General features: G+C 57.9%; 14 protein-coding genes. 7 read left to right on the top strand and 7 right to left on the bottom strand.

Annotation, left to right across the window (positions count from 1 at the left end):
* The first annotated feature begins 5 nt into the window (after positions 1-5).
* The 5 genes from bamC to ypfH all read left to right on the top strand — a co-directional run bounded on the left by bamC (position 6) and on the right by ypfH (position 5,954).
* The gene (bamC, locus tag C8D90_RS10140) at positions 6-1,055 is read left to right on the top strand and encodes an outer membrane protein assembly factor BamC (RefSeq protein ID WP_115458329.1); all 1,050 of its coding nucleotides are present in this window, start codon (positions 6-8) and stop codon (positions 1,053-1,055) included.
* A gap of 279 nt (positions 1,056-1,334) precedes the next feature.
* Positions 1,335-2,048: a phosphoribosylaminoimidazolesuccinocarboxamide synthase gene (gene purC / locus C8D90_RS10135; RefSeq protein ID WP_115458328.1), complete on the top strand. Its 714-nt coding sequence runs from the start codon at positions 1,335-1,337 to the stop codon at positions 2,046-2,048.
* A gap of 178 nt (positions 2,049-2,226) precedes the next feature.
* Positions 2,227-3,099: a KPN_02809 family neutral zinc metallopeptidase gene (ypfJ, locus tag C8D90_RS10130; protein ID WP_115458327.1), complete on the top strand. Its 873-nt coding sequence runs from the start codon at positions 2,227-2,229 to the stop codon at positions 3,097-3,099.
* 127 nt (positions 3,100-3,226) lie between these two features.
* The gene (locus C8D90_RS10125) at positions 3,227-5,158 is read left to right on the top strand and encodes a tRNA(Met) cytidine acetyltransferase TmcA (protein ID WP_312026895.1); all 1,932 of its coding nucleotides are present in this window, start codon (positions 3,227-3,229) and stop codon (positions 5,156-5,158) included.
* Between the two features lie 109 nt (positions 5,159-5,267).
* Entirely contained in the window at positions 5,268-5,954 is a 687-nt protein-coding gene (gene ypfH, locus C8D90_RS10120) for an esterase (protein WP_115458325.1), read from the top strand.
* Positions 5,955-6,279: 325 nt separating this feature from the next.
* Here ypfH and C8D90_RS10115 read toward each other — a convergent pair whose 3' ends face one another.
* The 4 genes from C8D90_RS10115 to C8D90_RS10100 are packed head-to-tail and all read right to left on the bottom strand — an operon-like array spanning position 6,280 to position 8,625.
* Positions 6,280-6,462, bottom strand: a complete 183-nt coding sequence (locus C8D90_RS10115; RefSeq protein WP_115458324.1) for a YpfN family protein — start codon at positions 6,460-6,462, stop codon at positions 6,280-6,282.
* Between the two features lie 10 nt (positions 6,463-6,472).
* Positions 6,473-7,138: a M15 family metallopeptidase gene (locus tag C8D90_RS10110; protein WP_115458323.1), complete on the bottom strand. Its 666-nt coding sequence runs from the start codon at positions 7,136-7,138 to the stop codon at positions 6,473-6,475.
* A complete protein-coding gene (gene dapE / locus C8D90_RS10105) occupies positions 7,135-8,265 on the bottom strand; it encodes a succinyl-diaminopimelate desuccinylase (protein ID WP_115458322.1) in 1,131 nt (376 codons plus the stop codon). Before dapE ends, C8D90_RS10110 begins: the two co-directional genes overlap by 4 nt.
* Positions 8,266-8,268: 3 nt before the next feature.
* Positions 8,269-8,625, bottom strand: coding sequence for an ArsC family reductase (locus C8D90_RS10100; RefSeq protein WP_115458321.1), 357 nt, complete (start codon positions 8,623-8,625; stop codon positions 8,269-8,271).
* A 367-nt stretch (positions 8,626-8,992) separates the two neighbouring features.
* On the opposite strand from C8D90_RS10100, the gene ypfM reads away from it, so the two are divergent.
* Positions 8,993-9,052: a protein YpfM gene (gene ypfM / locus C8D90_RS22490; protein ID WP_147291355.1), complete on the top strand. Its 60-nt coding sequence runs from the start codon at positions 8,993-8,995 to the stop codon at positions 9,050-9,052.
* Positions 9,053-9,174: 122 nt separating this feature from the next.
* Here ypfM and acrD read toward each other — a convergent pair whose 3' ends face one another.
* Complete coding sequence (acrD, locus tag C8D90_RS10095; RefSeq protein ID WP_115458320.1) at positions 9,175-12,294, bottom strand: multidrug efflux RND transporter permease AcrD; 3,120 nt, start codon at positions 12,292-12,294, stop codon at positions 9,175-9,177.
* A 229-nt stretch (positions 12,295-12,523) separates the two neighbouring features.
* Here acrD and C8D90_RS10090 point away from each other — a divergent pair, with 229 nt between their 5' ends.
* Positions 12,524-12,805, top strand: a complete 282-nt coding sequence (locus C8D90_RS10090) for a winged helix-turn-helix domain-containing protein (protein WP_115458319.1) — start codon at positions 12,524-12,526, stop codon at positions 12,803-12,805.
* A gap of 14 nt (positions 12,806-12,819) precedes the next feature.
* Here C8D90_RS10090 and narP read toward each other — a convergent pair whose 3' ends face one another.
* Positions 12,820-13,452, bottom strand: coding sequence for a nitrate/nitrite response regulator protein NarP (gene narP, locus C8D90_RS10085; RefSeq protein WP_115458548.1), 633 nt, complete (start codon positions 13,450-13,452; stop codon positions 12,820-12,822).
* Between the two features lie 99 nt (positions 13,453-13,551).
* Positions 13,552-15,240, bottom strand: coding sequence for a nitrate/nitrite two-component system sensor histidine kinase NarQ (narQ, locus tag C8D90_RS10080; protein ID WP_115458318.1), 1,689 nt, complete (start codon positions 15,238-15,240; stop codon positions 13,552-13,554).
* Between the last annotated feature and the right edge of the window lie 305 nt (positions 15,241-15,545).

Here is a 15,545-nt window from a genome sequence, read left to right as displayed (position 1 = left end):
TATTAATGGCTTATTCAGTTCAAAAGTCGGCGGTGGTCAAAATCGTCGGTGTTTCTTTGGTGATGCTGCTGGCGGCGTGTTCCAGCGATCAGCGTTATAAACGTCAGGTCAGCGGCGATGAGTCCTATCTGGAATCACCGGCGCTTGCCGGGTTGCAGTCGCCTTCCGGCATGATTTTGCCGGTGCAGAACGGTACTTACGACATCCGTTTGGACGCTGATAAGGGCCTGGTGGGCAAAGCGCTGGACATTCGTCCGCCGTCACAGCCGCTGGCGCTGCTTAACGGTTCCCGCGGCCAGTTCGTCGGCGACACCGCGACGCTGCTGGTAGAGAACAACCCGGCTAACAGCGGCCTGTGGGCGCGCGTTGCCGGCATCGTTCAGCAGAAGGGCTACACCATTGCGAGCCGCGATGATGCGCATCAGTCGCTGACGACGGATTGGATCAGCTTCGAGCGCCTGGATGAAGACGTGCAGTATAAAGGTCGTTATCAGATCGGCGTTCAGTCGCAGGGGTATCAGTCGGTGCTGACCGTGAAGTCTCTGGGCTTGCAGCAGGGCGACTCGCCGGTTGCCGAGTCTTCTCAGGTTCAGCGCTACACGGTTTCCATGATGAACAGCATTGCCTCCAGCCTGGATAAAGCTCAGGCCGACAGCGAAGCCGCCCGCGCCAGCCGTATGGCCGGTATGATGGACGTGCAGAGCGGGGCGGATGACACCGGCCTGCCGTTGCTGGTGGTGCGCGGGCCTTACACCGTGGTCTGGGATCGTCTGCCGAACGTGCTTGAGCGCGTGGGGATGAAAGTCGGCGATCGCAGCCGTCCGCAGGGGACTGTTGAAGTCAAATACCGTTCGCTGAGCAGCAGCGGCTGGGATGCGCTGGGCGTGAAAGATCCCGACATTAAAGACGGGGACTACAAGATTCAGGTCGGCGACCTGGACAACCGCACCAGCCTGCAATTCATCGACAGCAAAGGTCAGCCGCTGACCCAGGCGAAGAACGACGCACTGGTTTCCGTATTCCAGTCCGCGTTCAACCGCATCAGCAGCAAATAAGCATTAACATCTGCATCAGGAGAAGGGGCGAACAGCCCCTTCTTTTTTAGCGCCAATCCTTCCTTCTTTCGCCGGAGCACGGCATATCCTCCTGAGGATCAGAACCCGGTGATTTCACCCGATATCTTCTTTTTTCACTAATTTTTGATGAAAGCAAACGATTGGCTGGCATATAATACCCCGCAACCTGACACGTTATCCCTCTCACCGGATGCTATCTCTCCGGTCTTTTGGGTCCCGTTTCCCTAAAGTTCTTCTTCAAACCAAGGAGTAAGCAAAATGCAAAAGCTCGCTGAGTTGTATCGCGGCAAGGCAAAAACCGTATATGCCACCGATAATCCGGATTTGCTGATTCTCGAGTTCCGTAACGATACATCAGCACTGGACGGCCAGCGCATTGAGCAATTTGACCGTAAAGGCATGGTGAACAATAAATTCAATCATTTCATCATGACTAAACTGGAGGAAGCGGGCATCCCGACCCAGATGGAGCGCCTGTTGTCAGACACCGAATGCCTGGTGAAAAAGCTGGAGATGGTGCCGGTGGAGTGCGTTATCCGTAACCGTGCTGCCGGTTCACTGGTAAAACGCCTGGGCATTGAAGAGGGGCTGACGCTTAACCCGCCGTTATTCGATCTGTTCCTGAAAAATGACGCCATGCACGATCCGATGGTTAATGAGTCCTACTGCCGCACGTTTGGCTGGGTCAGTGAAGAAAACCTGGCGAAGATGAGAACGCTGAGCTACAAAGCCAACGAGGTGCTGAGCAAGCTGTTTGACGACGCCGGCCTGATCCTGGTGGACTTCAAGCTGGAATTCGGGCTGTTTAAAGGCGACGTGGTGCTGGGGGACGAATTCTCTCCGGACGGCAGCCGCCTGTGGGATAAAGTTACCCTCAGCAAGATGGACAAAGACCGTTTCCGTCAGAGCCTGGGCGGCCTGATTGAAGCGTATGAAGAAGTTGCGCGCCGTCTGGGCGTTAAGCTGGACTGATTACATTTTGCGCGCTATCCGGGGTGTTTTAGCGCCCCGGACGTTATATTTCTCTCGATAATTCCTATCTGCTTTTCCATCCATTCTGATAATTACCCCTGAAAACGTGTTGCCTATGGTATTTGGTAAGGTGATTGCCTACCATTAACCTATTAAAGTATTCACCTGAGGTCGCAGTATGCGCTGGCAAGGGCGTAGAGAAAGTCAGAACGTAGAGGATCGCCGCGGGAGTTCTTCATCCGGCAGCGGATTGGGCGGCGGCGGAATGCGCATTCCGGTGCGGGGCAAAGGCGGCTTGATTCTGCTGGTGGTGGTCCTGGTGGCCGGCTATTACGGCGTTGATCTGACGCCGCTGCTGAACGGCGGCGCGCCGGTAACGCAGACCCAGCAGGCGCAGCCGGCAAACGCTCAACTGGACAACGAGATGGCGAAGTTCACCTCGGTCATTCTGGCATCGACGGAAGATACCTGGCGCGACATTTTCCGCCAGATGGGGAAACAGTATCAGGATCCGAAGCTGGTGATGTACCGCGGGGCGACCCGTACCGGTTGCGGCACCGGCCAGTCGGTGATGGGGCCGTTTTATTGCCCGGCGGATCGCACCGTGTATATCGATCTCTCTTTCTATCAGGAAATGAAAACCAAGCTGGGCGCCGGCGGTGATTTCGCTCAGGGGTACGTCGTGGCGCATGAGGTGGGCCATCACGTGCAGACGTTGCTGGGCATCGAGCGCAAGGTGCGCGAGCTGCAACAGAGCGCCAGCCGTACGGATCAAAACCGGTTGTCCGTGAAGATGGAGCTACAGGCCGACTGTTTTGCCGGCGTGTGGGGGCATTACATGCAGAATGAAAAGATTCTGGAGCAGGGCGATCTGGAAGAGGCGCTGAATGCCGCACAGGCGATCGGCGACGATCGTTTGCAGCAGCAGAGCCAGGGCCGGGTCATTCCCGACAGCTTCACCCACGGCACTTCCCAACAGCGCTATACCTGGTTTAAGCGCGGTTTCGACAGCGGCAACATTAATAACTGCAACACCTTCGCGACGAACTAACCTGCGATGCGCATCCCGGCACGGGGTGCGCATCTGATATACTTCCTGCCCGTACTCATTGCTTTTATTGCCTATGATATCGCTTTCCGATTTCGTTCCCGCTATGCGCCAGACGGGGATTCGCCGCGTGCTAATCCTCAGCGGCGATGCATCCTGGCGTCGCGGAGAGGCCCGGCGTCTTTGTGCCGGTTTACCCGCACTGTGGATCGGCGAGGATGCGCCGCAGGGTATGACATGCCTCAGCGCGGCGCAGGCGCGGGGGATGCTGGGGCAGGAAACGGATCACGTGGTGTTCGATGCGGGCCGGGGATGTCACGCCGAAGCGCTGGCGGCGGCGGCGGGCGCCATGCGGGCAGGGAGTTGGCTGGTGTTGCTGGTTCCGCCCTGGGAAGCGTGGCCTTCTTTGCCGGATGACGACAGCCTGCGCTGGAACGATGCGCCGCAGGCAATCGCCACGCCGCATTTTGTTGCGCATTTCAAACAGTGTTGCCAAACGCAGCCGGGTATCGCCGTTTGGCGTCAGGGCGAAGCGGTTGCGCTGCCGTCATTACCACCGCTGGCGCCCTGGATGCCGCCGGACGGCATGCCGACGGCGCAGCAGCGGCAGATCCTGCATGAGATTCTGCATCAGCAGGAACAGGTGGCGGTGGTGACCGGCGTGCGCGGGCGCGGTAAATCCACGCTGGCGGGCATGCTGGCGGCGCGTATGCCCGGACGCTGTCGGGTGACGGGGCCGAACCGGCTGGCGGCGGCGGTTTTGTGCCGCACGACCGGTGATGACATTCCTTTTTCCGCGCCTGACGCTCTGCTGGCACAGTGCCGCGAACAGCCGCCGGAAGACGAGTGGCTGCTGATTGATGAGGCGGCGGCGATCCCGGCGCCGTTATTGATGGCGCTGACCGCTTATTTCCCCCGGATTCTGATGACCACGACAGTGCAGGGGTATGAAGGCACCGGCCGGGGTTTTATCCTCAAGGTGTGCGCCGATCTGCCCTCTTGCCGCCAGTATACGCTGGAGAAGCCGGTGCGCTGGGGCGACGCTGACCCGCTGGAAGCCTGGCTGAATGCACTGCTGTTATTTGAAGAACCGTTGCTTAAGGCACGGGACGAGACCACCGCATGCTCTTTGCTCTCTCTGACGCCGGCCATGTGGCAGACGCGCCCCGGCATAATGCAGGATTTTTATACGCTGCTGACCAGCGCGCACTACCGTACCACGCCGCTGGATTTGCGCCGGTTGATGGATGCCGGTGGAAATACGTTGCACGCCGCACTGGAGCAGGAGACGTTGATCGGTGCGCTCTGGCTGGTTGACGAGGGGGGGCTGCCATCTTCGCTGGCGCAGGCGGTGTGGGCGGGAACCCGGCGCCCGAAGGGAAACCTGGTGGCGCAGTCGCTGGCGGCGCACGGCGGGCAGTCGGTGGCGGCGCAGTTGCGCTCGCGCCGCGTCAGCCGGATCGCCGTCTTCCCCGACCGCCGCCGCCGGGGCATTGCCCGGCGTTTGTTGGCGTGTGCGCTGCGGGAAGCGGGTGCCGCGGGAATGGATTACGTTTCTGTGAGCTTCGGCTATACGCCGGCGCTTTGGCGCTTCTGGCACGCCTGCGGGTTCCGGCTGGTACGCTTCGGAACCGCCCGCGAGGCCAGCAGCGGTTGCTATACTGCAATGGCGATGGTTCCCCTCAGCGAAGCGGGGCAGTTGCTTTGCGAGCGCCTGACGCTGCGGTTGCGGCGCGACGCCGGCTTTATTGCGGCGCAAACCGCCACGGCGTTGCCGGTTGAGGGTATCTGCGATCAAACGCTGAATCAGGACGATCGCGATGAGCTTAACGGCTTTGCCTTTGCCGCCCGCCCGCTCGAAAGCGCGCAGTATGCGCTGAGGCGTTACCTCTCCGTGTATCCTGGTGCGCCGCGCGTGTTGCACGACGTGGCGGAGCAGGGGCTGTACGCCAGCGGGTTAGCGGCCCGCTATGGGCTGCCGGGGCGCAAGGCGCTGCTGGCTTATTGCCGTCAGGTGCTGGGTGGGCTGCTGCGCACGGGCGGGCAACCAACAAAAAAATAGAATAACTCCTTCAGGAAAAGGCGATTTTATCCGCGGGTACGAAGCGTATAGTGAGCATCCACAGACCTACACTGTTTAGCTAATGACTTTCCGACCTAAGGAGTATGCAATGAAACACGAACATCATGTTGTCCAAAGCCCGGCGACCCCGCCGCAGCAACTGTTCCTGCTGTTTCACGGCGTCGGGGATAACCCGGTCTCCATGGGGCAAATCGGCGAGTTTTTCGCGTCCGCCTTTCCGCAGGCGCTGGTCATCAGTATCGGTTCCCCGCATCTGATCCCCAGCGGCTTAGGGCTGCAGTGGTTCTCCGTGGAGGGCGTTACCGAAGAAAACCGTGCTGAGCGCGTTGCGGCGGAAATACCGCACTTCGTTGAGATCGTGCGTTACTGGCAGAAACAGACCGGTATTGCACCGGATGCCACGGCGCTGGTCGGCTTCTCGCAGGGGGCGATTATGGCGTTGGAAGCGGCGAAGGCTGAAGCGCACCTGGCCGGGCGGATCGTGGCGTTCAGCGGGCGCTTTGCCGCACTGCCGGAGCATGCGTTCGATCGCACGGTGGTTCACCTGATTCACGGCAGTGACGACAAGGTCATCAACGTTAAACATGCCGAACAGGCGGCCGAGAGCCTGCGCCGTAACGGCAGTGATTACACGATTGATATTGAGCCGGTAGGGCATGGCATCAGCGAAGCGATGATCGACCTGGCGCTGGAGCGCCTGCGGGCTTACGTTCCGCAGCGCTACTGGGATGAGGCGCTCAGCGGAAAACGCGGGGAAATTATCGCGTTTAAGTAAGCAGAAAAGCGTTTTCGTCATCGACGGAGCACGGCCATCGGCCGTGCTCTTTATTTTATATGCGCCGTTATCTCAGCAATCATTGCGCCAGCCTGGCTGCATAGTTATCTGTCAGATGGCGTTATTTATTCTCCGGCTTTTCTTGCGCCGGTCGCTGTTTAAATGATTTTTTGTATCGCGCAGGAAAACAAGAGGGAATAAAAAATCGATAAAGAAATACGCTGTGACAAATAACGATGTGTTAAGGGCTTTCTTAATAACAGCTAAAACTGTCGTTAAGTCACCCTTTTTAGTTAAGGTTACGAGCTGATTAAGCACTCTAATTCTATTTCTTTCCCCAATCGTCCTCGTTGTCCCACTTATCGTTATTATCCCGGTGCGGGGGTAATTCCGGCTTATTATCCAGATAGCGCTTGGGATCGACCTTCATCAGCGCCTTGACGCTGTTAATCAACATCCCCACCAGGATCAGCAAAATCACCCACCAATAGTCGGCCAGCCAATGCATTGCAATCTCCTCACTTCACCGTGATATAGCGGGAAAACAGCTCGGGCAGATGCCGGGCCAGCCAGTCGCTCCCTGCAATCTCTTCGCCTTGCCAGGCTTGCAGCAGCGCGCCGGGCGTCAGCTGCTTTTCCAGTTGCCGGGCCAGCGGCCGGTAGCTGAGGTGCCATGGCTCGTAGGCCACGCCCTGCGCGTCGGTATCGAAGGGGCGGTAGAAGCCGAAACGCGCCATGTTGGCGCTGAGCCAGCGGTGTAACCCGAAGAAATAGCCGCCTTCCAGATATTCCCATGGCTCCAGCTGAAGCTTTTGCCCCTCCGGCAGCAGGTCCGGATCGTAAATATCCAGATCCGTTCCCCAATGATGGCGGCTGGCGCCCGGCAGCGCCGACCAGCGCAGAATGGCGTGACAGCGCGCCGCGTCGTCCAGCGCGCAGACGTCCATCGGGTGGCTTTCCGCGTCCATCACGGGCCGCTCGCCGCAAAATTTACCGTTCCAGATCGCCTGCTGGCGGGCAAAGTCGCGGAAGGTGCTGGCCGGTTGCAGGTTAAACCCCGCTCCGGCCGCCGCCTGCTGTAAGGCGCCGAACGCCTGTACCGCTTCCGGCTGCAGGCGGTGGTTGCCGCACAGCACCGCAAGGTGCGCGGTGCTTTTCCCGGTCAGCATGTCGTTGTCTATCATACGACGAGGTGCTCCATAACGCGTTGGTACATCCGGCTCAGGAGCTGTAAATCGGCGGCGTGAACGCATTCGTCAACTTTATGTATCGTGGCGTTTACCGGCCCCAGCTCCACGACCTGCGTCCCCATCCGGGCGATAAAACGACCATCAGAGGTGCCGCCGGTGGTCAGCAACTGCGGCGTGATTTCACCGTAATGCTCAATGGCGTTGACCACGGCGTCAACCAGCGCGCCCCGCGGGGTAAGGAACGGCAGTCCGGACAGGCTCCACTCTAAGGTATAGCGCAATCCGTGACGATCGAGCAGATCGTTTACCCGCTTCTGGATAGATTCTACCGTGGACTCGGTGCTGAAGCGGAAGTTGAACTGCACGTACAGCTCGCCGGGGATGACGTTGTTGCTGCCCGTACCGGCGCTGATGTTGGCGATTTGCATGCTGGTCGGCGGGAAGAATTCGTTACCTTCGTCCCACACGATGCTGACCAGCTCGTCCAGCATGGGCGCGGCGCGGTGTACCGGGTTGTCCGCCAGGTGCGGATAGGCGACATGACCCTGCGTACCATGAATGTAAAGATTGGCGGTGATGGAGCCGCGACGGCCGTTTTTCACCACGTCGCCTACGCGCCCGGTACTGGAAGGCTCGCCGACCAGGCAATACTCCACGCGCTCGTTGCGTGCCATCAGTTTCTCCACCACTTTCACCGTGCCGTTGACGGCGCTGGCTTCTTCGTCGGAGGTGATCAGAAACGCCAGACGGCCGGCCGGGTCAGGGTTGCTCTCGGCGAAGCGCTCTGCGGCGACGATCATTGCCGCTAAAGAGCCTTTCATGTCAGCGGCGCCGCGGCCGAACAGAATGCCGTCCTTGAGCGTCGGCTCGTACGGCGGATGCGTCCACTGGCTTTCGTCGCCGGCGGGCACGACGTCGGTGTGGCCGGCGAAAGCCAGCGTCTGGCCGTTGCCGCCATAGGTAGCCCAGAAGTTACGCGTATCGCCAATGTTAATCTCTTCCACCGTAAAGCCGGCGCGATGCAGGCGCTCAATTAAGATGTCCTGGCATCCGGCGTCGTCCGGACTGATGGAGCGGCAGCGGATAAGTTGTTGGGTTAATTCAAGAACCGGACAGCTCATCGATCAGTTTCCCCCGGCCAGCGCGTGAGCGTAGCGTTCGTTGTCAAAGCCAAGCAGCAGGCTGTCGCCGTTGACCAACAGCGGGCGCTTGATGATAGCCGGATGCTCCAGCATCACGGCGATGGCGCTGGCGGCGTCAGTGACGCCGGCGCGTTGTGTTTCGTCCAGCTTGCGCCAGGTGGTGCCGCGGGTATTCAGTAATGGTTCCCAGCCCAGCGCGTCAACGAAACGTTGCAGCAGGGCGGCATCGAGGCCGTCCGCGCGATAATCGTGAAAATGGTATGCCACCTGGTGTTCGTCCAGCCAGCGACGGGCTTTTTTTATGGTGTCGCAGTTTTTTATTCCGTACAGGGTCCACATATTTACTGTCTCTTCGTGCAGGATTTTATCGTTATAAACCTTCAGGATGCCGAAATTTGAGCGTAAGATCCAGATTTACCGGCGATAACCTGTCCTTCCGCCCCCGGAAACGGCGCTCGCGGAGCCGTCGGAGAGATTATTCGTTCATGTTATAAAAAAAATAACGGATATTACATTCAGGAAGAAATAAAAGGGGAGAAGGGAATTAAGTAATTATTGGGACGTTATAAAACGTATGATCTCATTTAAATATGTGTCGTCAGTAACGTTACTGAAAGAAACTTCTGGCTAAATATTCAACCCGGTGGAAATTAATTGTACAATGCAGCCATGGGGAGGAACCCATGGCAACATTAAGACGTAGAATATGATAGACACAGAGCTGAATAACTGGAAAGCGTTTATTGACGCGATGTTGCGGAAATAAACCGGAATAATCAGGGAAAGATGGCGTAACATTCTTGCAGTAATTACGACAACATCACGGGCAAAACCATTCCCAACTAAAAAGGCAGCCATCCGGCTGCCTTTTCTTGTTTACGTTTTTGCTCAGTCGTTCTCTTGCTGTGTTTTCCCCGAGAACCGCCGGCGGATCAGGATGAAAAACACCGGCACGAAGAAGATCGCCAGCAGGGTGGCGGAAATCATGCCGCCCAGCACGCCGGTGCCGACCGCATGCTGGCTGCCGGAACCGGCCCCGTTGCTCAGGGCCATCGGCAATACGCCGAAGATGAAGGCCAGGGAGGTCATCAGGATCGGACGCAGACGCTGGCGGCAGGCTTCAAGCGTGGCGACCAGCAGATCTTTCCCCGCACGGTTCATATCATTCGCGAATTCTACGATAAGAATGGCGTTCTTCGCCGACAGGCCGATGATCGTAAGCAGCCCGACCTGGAAGTAGACGTCGTTCTCCAGCCCGCGCATCCAGGTGGCGAGAATGGCGCCGATAACGCCCAGCGGCACCACCAGAATGACCGAGAAGGGAATAGACCAGCTCTCATACAGCGCCGCCAGGCACAGGAACACCACCAGCATAGAGAGCGCATACAGCGCCGGTGCCTGGGCGCCGGACAGCCGTTCCTGGTAGGACATGCCGCTCCATGCCAGCCCGATGCCGGCGGGGAGCTGTTTGACCAGTTGCTCCATGACGTCCATTGCCGTCCCGGAGCTGACGCCGGCGGCCGCTTCACCGGCGATTTCCAGAGACGCAGCGCCGTTGTAACGTTCCAGACGGGGAGAACCGTACTCCCAGGAAGTGCTGGCAAAGGCGGAGAACGGCACCATCGTTCCCTGATCGTTGCTGACATACCACTTGTTGATGTCATCCGGCAGCATGCGGTAAGGCGCGGCGGACTGGACATAAACCTTTTTAACCCTGCCGCGGTCGATGAAGTCGTTGACGTAACTGGAGCCCCAGGCGATTTGCAGGGTGTTATTGATGTCATCAATCGAGACGCCCAACGCCTGCGCCTTACGCTGATCCACGTTGACCTGAAGCTGCGGGGTATCATCCAGCCCGTTATGGCGTACCCGGCTCAGGGAGGGATTTTGCGCCGCCTGCGACAGAAGTTCATCACGCGCTTTCATCAGCGCGTCGTGGCCCGCGCCGGCCAGATCCAGCAATTGCATGCTGAAGCCGGAGGAACTGCCCAGCCCGGAAATAGCCGGCGGGTTATTGGCGATGACCCTGGCTTCCTTAATATTACTGAATGCCCTGGTGGCGCGCGCGATGATGGCGAAAGAGCTTTGATCGGCTCCCCGGCGTTCGCTCCAGTCTTTCAGGCGCACGAACATACGGGCAACGTTCTGGCCGTTGCCGCCCGGTCCTGAACCGATAACGGTAAAGACGGAGCGTACGTCCTGTTTTTCGTCCTGCAGGAAAAAGCTTTCCACTTTCTCCACGACTTTCAGGGTTTGTTCCTGAGTCGAACCGGCCGGCAACTGCACCTGGGTCAGGAACACGCCGCGATCCTCGTCCGGCAGGAAGGAGGTAGGAAGGCGCAGAAAGAGTACGGCAAGCGCGACGATGATCAGCAGGTAAAGGAACATTACCCGGCCGCTGCGGCGGATAACGTGCGCGACGCCGTTCTCGTAACGGTTGGCGCTGCTGTCGAAGGTGCGGTTAAACCAGCCGAAGAACCCTTTTTTGGTATGCAGCTGGCCGCTTTTGATGGGCTTCAGCAGGGTGGCGCACAGCGCCGGCGTCAGGATCAGCGCGATCAATACCGAAAAGACCATTGCCGACACGATGGTGATGGAAAACTGGCGATAAATGGCGCCGGTGGTGCCGCTGAAGAAGGCCATCGGCACAAAAACGGCGGAGAGTACCATGGTGATCCCCACCAACGCGCTTTGGATTTGCTTCATCGACTTACGCGTCGCTTCACGGGGCGGCAGGCCCTCTTCGGCCATAATACGCTCCACGTTCTCCACGACGACGATGGCGTCATCCACCAGCAGGCCGATAGCCAACACCATCGCAAACATAGTCAGCGTATTGATGCTGAACCCGAGCGAATACAGCACGGCAAACGTGCCCAGCAAGACGACCGGCACCGCCAGGGTGGGAATGAGGGTGGCGCGGAAGTTTTGCAGGAAAAGGTACATCACCAGGAAAACCAGCAGAATAGCTTCCAGCAGGGTTTTCACAACGTCCTTAATGGATTGCTGGACGAAAGGCGTGGTTTCGTAAGCGTATTCGGTTTGCAGCCCGTGGGGGAAGTAGGGCGCCAGCTCGGCCAGCTTGGCCTTGACCAACTCATCGGTTTTCAGCTCGTTCGCGCCGGATGCCAGCTGAATGCTCATCCCGGAGGCGGGTTTGCCGTTAAAACGGCTGAGGTAGTTGTAGTTCTCGCTGCCCAGCTCGATGGTCGCCACGTTATCCAGTGTGACGACGGAGCCGTCTTTATTCACTCTCAGGGTAATGTCGCGAAACTGCTGCGGCGTTTGCAACTGCGCCTGTGCGTTCATGGTGGCGTTTAGCATCTGCCCCGGAACCGCGGGCGTTGCGCCGACCTGGCCGACGGCTATCTGGCTGTTTTGCGATTTGATGGCGTCCACCACATTCTGCGCGGTGAGGTTATAACTGGTGAGTTTGTTCGGATCGAGCCAGATACGCATGGCGTATTGGGAGCCGTAGGCATTCACCGTGCCGACGCCGTCGATACGGCTGATGGGATCCTGCAAATTACTGGCGACGTAGTCGGCGATGTCCTGGCGGCTCATGCTGCCGTCGGTGGAGACGAACGCCACGGTCATCAGGGTGCTGTCCCCGGATTTCGTGACGTTGATTCCCTGTTGCTGCACCGCCTGCGGCAGCCTGCGCGTCGCGCCGGCCAGCTGGTTCTGCACCTGCTGCATCGCTTCATTGGGGTTGGTGCCGGCCTGGAACGTCAGGGTGATGGTCGCGCTGCCGGTGTTACTGCTCTGGGAAGACATATACAGCAGGTTGTCCAGCCCCGTCATATTCTGCTCGATAATCTGGGTAACGGTATTTTCCAGCGTTTGTGCAGACGCGCCCGGATAGTTTGCCGATATGCGCACGGTGGTCGGCGCCAGATTGGGGTATTGCTCTACGGGCAATGTGTTAATGGCCAGCAGTCCGGATAAACTGATAATAATGGCGATAACCCAGGCGAAAATCGGGCGTTCAATAAAGAAACTAGCCATGGGTGCTGTGCCTCATAATGCTCTGCGCTCTCAATAATTATTTTATTGCCCGACGGTATGGGCGGAGAAATGATAATGCTATCGCACTTTAGCGTGCTGCGTGGTGAAAAACGTGGAGAAAAAAAGGAGATAGTGTAAATAAAATATTAGGAAAGCAATAATGCGTTTACGGAAGCATCATTCTCCGCAACGCTTATCGGTTATTAATGATTACTAGGGAAGCAATACGATGGAACTTAACCCGGTCTTTGCCCGGCGTCTTTACCTGTGCTGGTTGCTGACTCAGATGGAAAAACCCAACGTCCCGCGTCTGATGGAGATAACCGGCTGGCCGCGCCGTACGCTTCAGGACGTGCTTAAGGCGCTGCCGGGAATGGGCGTGACGCTGAACTTTGTGCAGCAGGGCATCCGGAATAATGACGGCTTTTACCAGCTCAGTGACTGGGGCCCGTTAAACGAAGGGTGGATCCAGCATCACCACCAGGCGCTTAAAGAGGCCATCGGTCACTGAAGGCGGGGCTTCCTTTACTGGTTTTTATACTCAAGGTACAGCACCGTGGCGGCGACGCGGGAACGTACGTCCAGCTTGCGCAGCAGGTTGCGGATATGCACCTTGACCGTTTCTTCCGAAATGTGCAGTTGGGAGGCGATCTGCTTGTTGGACATGCCGCGGGCCACTTCCTGCAAAACGTCCAGCTCACGCTCGGTCAATTCGGCGAACGGATCGGTTTGCTCGTTGCGCGAAGCCAGGTATTCGCTGATCACGTCGCTGAATACGCTCTTGCCCTGCGCCGCCTGACGGATTTGCGCCAGCAGTATCTCCGGCTCGCTGTCTTTGAGCAGGTAACCGTCTGCGCCGGCGTCGATCAGCGCATAGACGTCGCTGCGGGCATCGGAAACCGTCAGAACGATGATGCGCGCGTCCACGCCTTCATTGCGCAACGCCTTCAGGGTGTCCAGGCCGGACAGCCCTTTCATGTTCAGGTCCAGCAGGATCAGGTCAGGGTGCAGACGCCCGGCGAGCGCAATGGCTTCGCTGCCGCTGCTGGCCTCCGCCACAACGGTAAATGCCGGATCAAGCTCCAGTAACTGACGCACGCCGCGACGCATCAGGGGATGGTCATCGACGATCATTGCCGTGTAGTTTTCTGTTTCCATGGAAGCTCCCTGTAATACGGCGTTTTCGCCGTTATTGTTCATCGTCAATTATTATGGTCGTATTTTAACGGGTTAACGCCGCCGGCTTATTGACGGCGGTCACTGGTGAAAGACCAGTTTCACTTCCGTACCGGGCGAATTCGTGCGGGGGCCGATAGTCAGTTGACCTCCCAAACGCTGGGCTCGCTCCGTCATAATATTCAGCCCGTAATGCCCTTCCGGCTCCGTCAGGCTGGTGATGCCGATACCGTTGTCGGCGACGGAGATAATGCTTTCTCCCCGTTCGCCATAACTACAGTTTACGCTGATATGAGCGGCATTCGCGTGCTTTATCGCATTAAGAACCGCTTCCCGCACAATTTGCAGGACATGCACCTGCTGCTGCGCGTCCAGCGACTGAGAAGAAAGGGCACAGTTTAGCGTAATCATGGCGTCGGTTTGCAACTTTAGCGGTGATAAAAGCTGATGCAGCGCTTCTTTCAGATCGGCTTCCTGAATCGTCAGGCGGAACGTCGCCAACAATTCGCGCAACTGGCGGTAAGCATCGCCCAGCGCCTGATCGAAATCCTTGATAATGCTTTGCGCCTGCTGATTTTGCGCGTCGGTGGCGCGCTTGAGCAGCGTAAGCTGAATGCGCAGGAAGGAGAGCGCCTGCGCCAGCGAGTCGTGCAGCTCGCGTGCGATGGTGGAACGCTCTTCCATCAGCAGCAATTGCAGGTGTTGCTTCTGCGCCCGGTTGAAATACACCCCGCGGCTCAGCATGTTGGCGACGTTTTGCATCAGCTGGTGCTGCGGCGTTTGCTCCGTGGGCCAGCGCAGTTCGCCCAGAACCTGGGCATCCAGCATCAGGGGGATACGCTGAAATGCCCCCTGCGGTTCGCCGTCGTTGCCGACGTTGAGCAGCCAGCGGCCATTGCCGCCGTCGTGAACCTCCAGCTGTAACCAGGCCAGGGACTCGCTGGTGCGAACGATGCTCAGCACCTGCTCGAAGCAGTCGCGGGTGATGTGGCTGACGGTCATCGCCTGGGAGCAGTCAAACAGAACGCCCAGGGTACGGTTGGCCTGCGTCAGGCCTTCGGTTTTCTCCCGGACTTTGTCTTCCAGCGAGCGGTAAAGCTTTTCCAGCTCGTCCGACATACGGGTAAAGGCGCGCGACAGGACGCCCATTTCGTTGGGAAGATCGACATCCAGCGGCTTCAGGCTGAAGTAGCCGCGTTGCATCATTTCGCTGGCGTTGACCAGCTTGCTGAGCGGCGCCACCACCTGGCGGCGGGTGAAGCGGATGGCGAACAGCACCAGCGCGACGATGGCGAGCACGCCGGCCAGGCTGATTACGACGACCATCTCCATTTTCTTTTCTGAATAGTGCTGCAGCGCCAGAACGAACTGATCGACCTGCGCCACATAGCTGGCGACGCTGTCCAGATAGTTTTTCTCCTCGCCCTGGCGCAGTTGGGCGTCCAGTTGCTCCCAGGTGGTAAGCAGGCGGGCGTAGCGCGATTTCACGTCGGTGGGAACATAAAAGCTTTCTATCTGTCGCAACGCCGGCGCCCGCAGGGAAAGCGAGTATTCCGCCAGATGCTGTTTCACCAGGTTCGGTTCATTGGTGAGTTCATAAGCCAGACGATAACTCTGCATCCGCAGCGATCCTGCGATATTAACGGCTTCTGCGTCGCGCAAACTGCTGGCGACGGTCAGCAGGGCGATTCCGGTAGAAAGCACCGACAAAATGACGATGGCGGTGAGAGCCCTGGCGAGGGTGCTGGTGACTGACCGTTTGACTAACACGTTACGCCCCTGATGTTTATAAGGTCTTATTTCGGTGAAGTTCCGGCCTGAGATTTCCCCAAAATCGTCAGGATGGAATCGTTGTATATTTCAGTAAGCAACGAAAAGAAAAATTATCGGCTCTACAGTGCGTGAAAATGCAGCAAAAGGATTGATCTGGAGCAATACTCCCACAGAATTACCCATTATGAGGGATTATAACTCACCGGGTATTACGCATACTTTATCGTAAAGGCGCAGTGAAATTTCCCGAATAACAATCAATTAACATTAGCGAACGGCATCGGGAAATAATTATAAATACG

It is taken from the genome of Enterobacillus tribolii, assembly GCF_003363015.1.
Lineage (GTDB): Bacteria > Pseudomonadota > Gammaproteobacteria > Enterobacterales > Enterobacteriaceae > Enterobacillus > Enterobacillus tribolii.
This window is presented reverse-complemented; position numbering and strand designations above follow the sequence as displayed.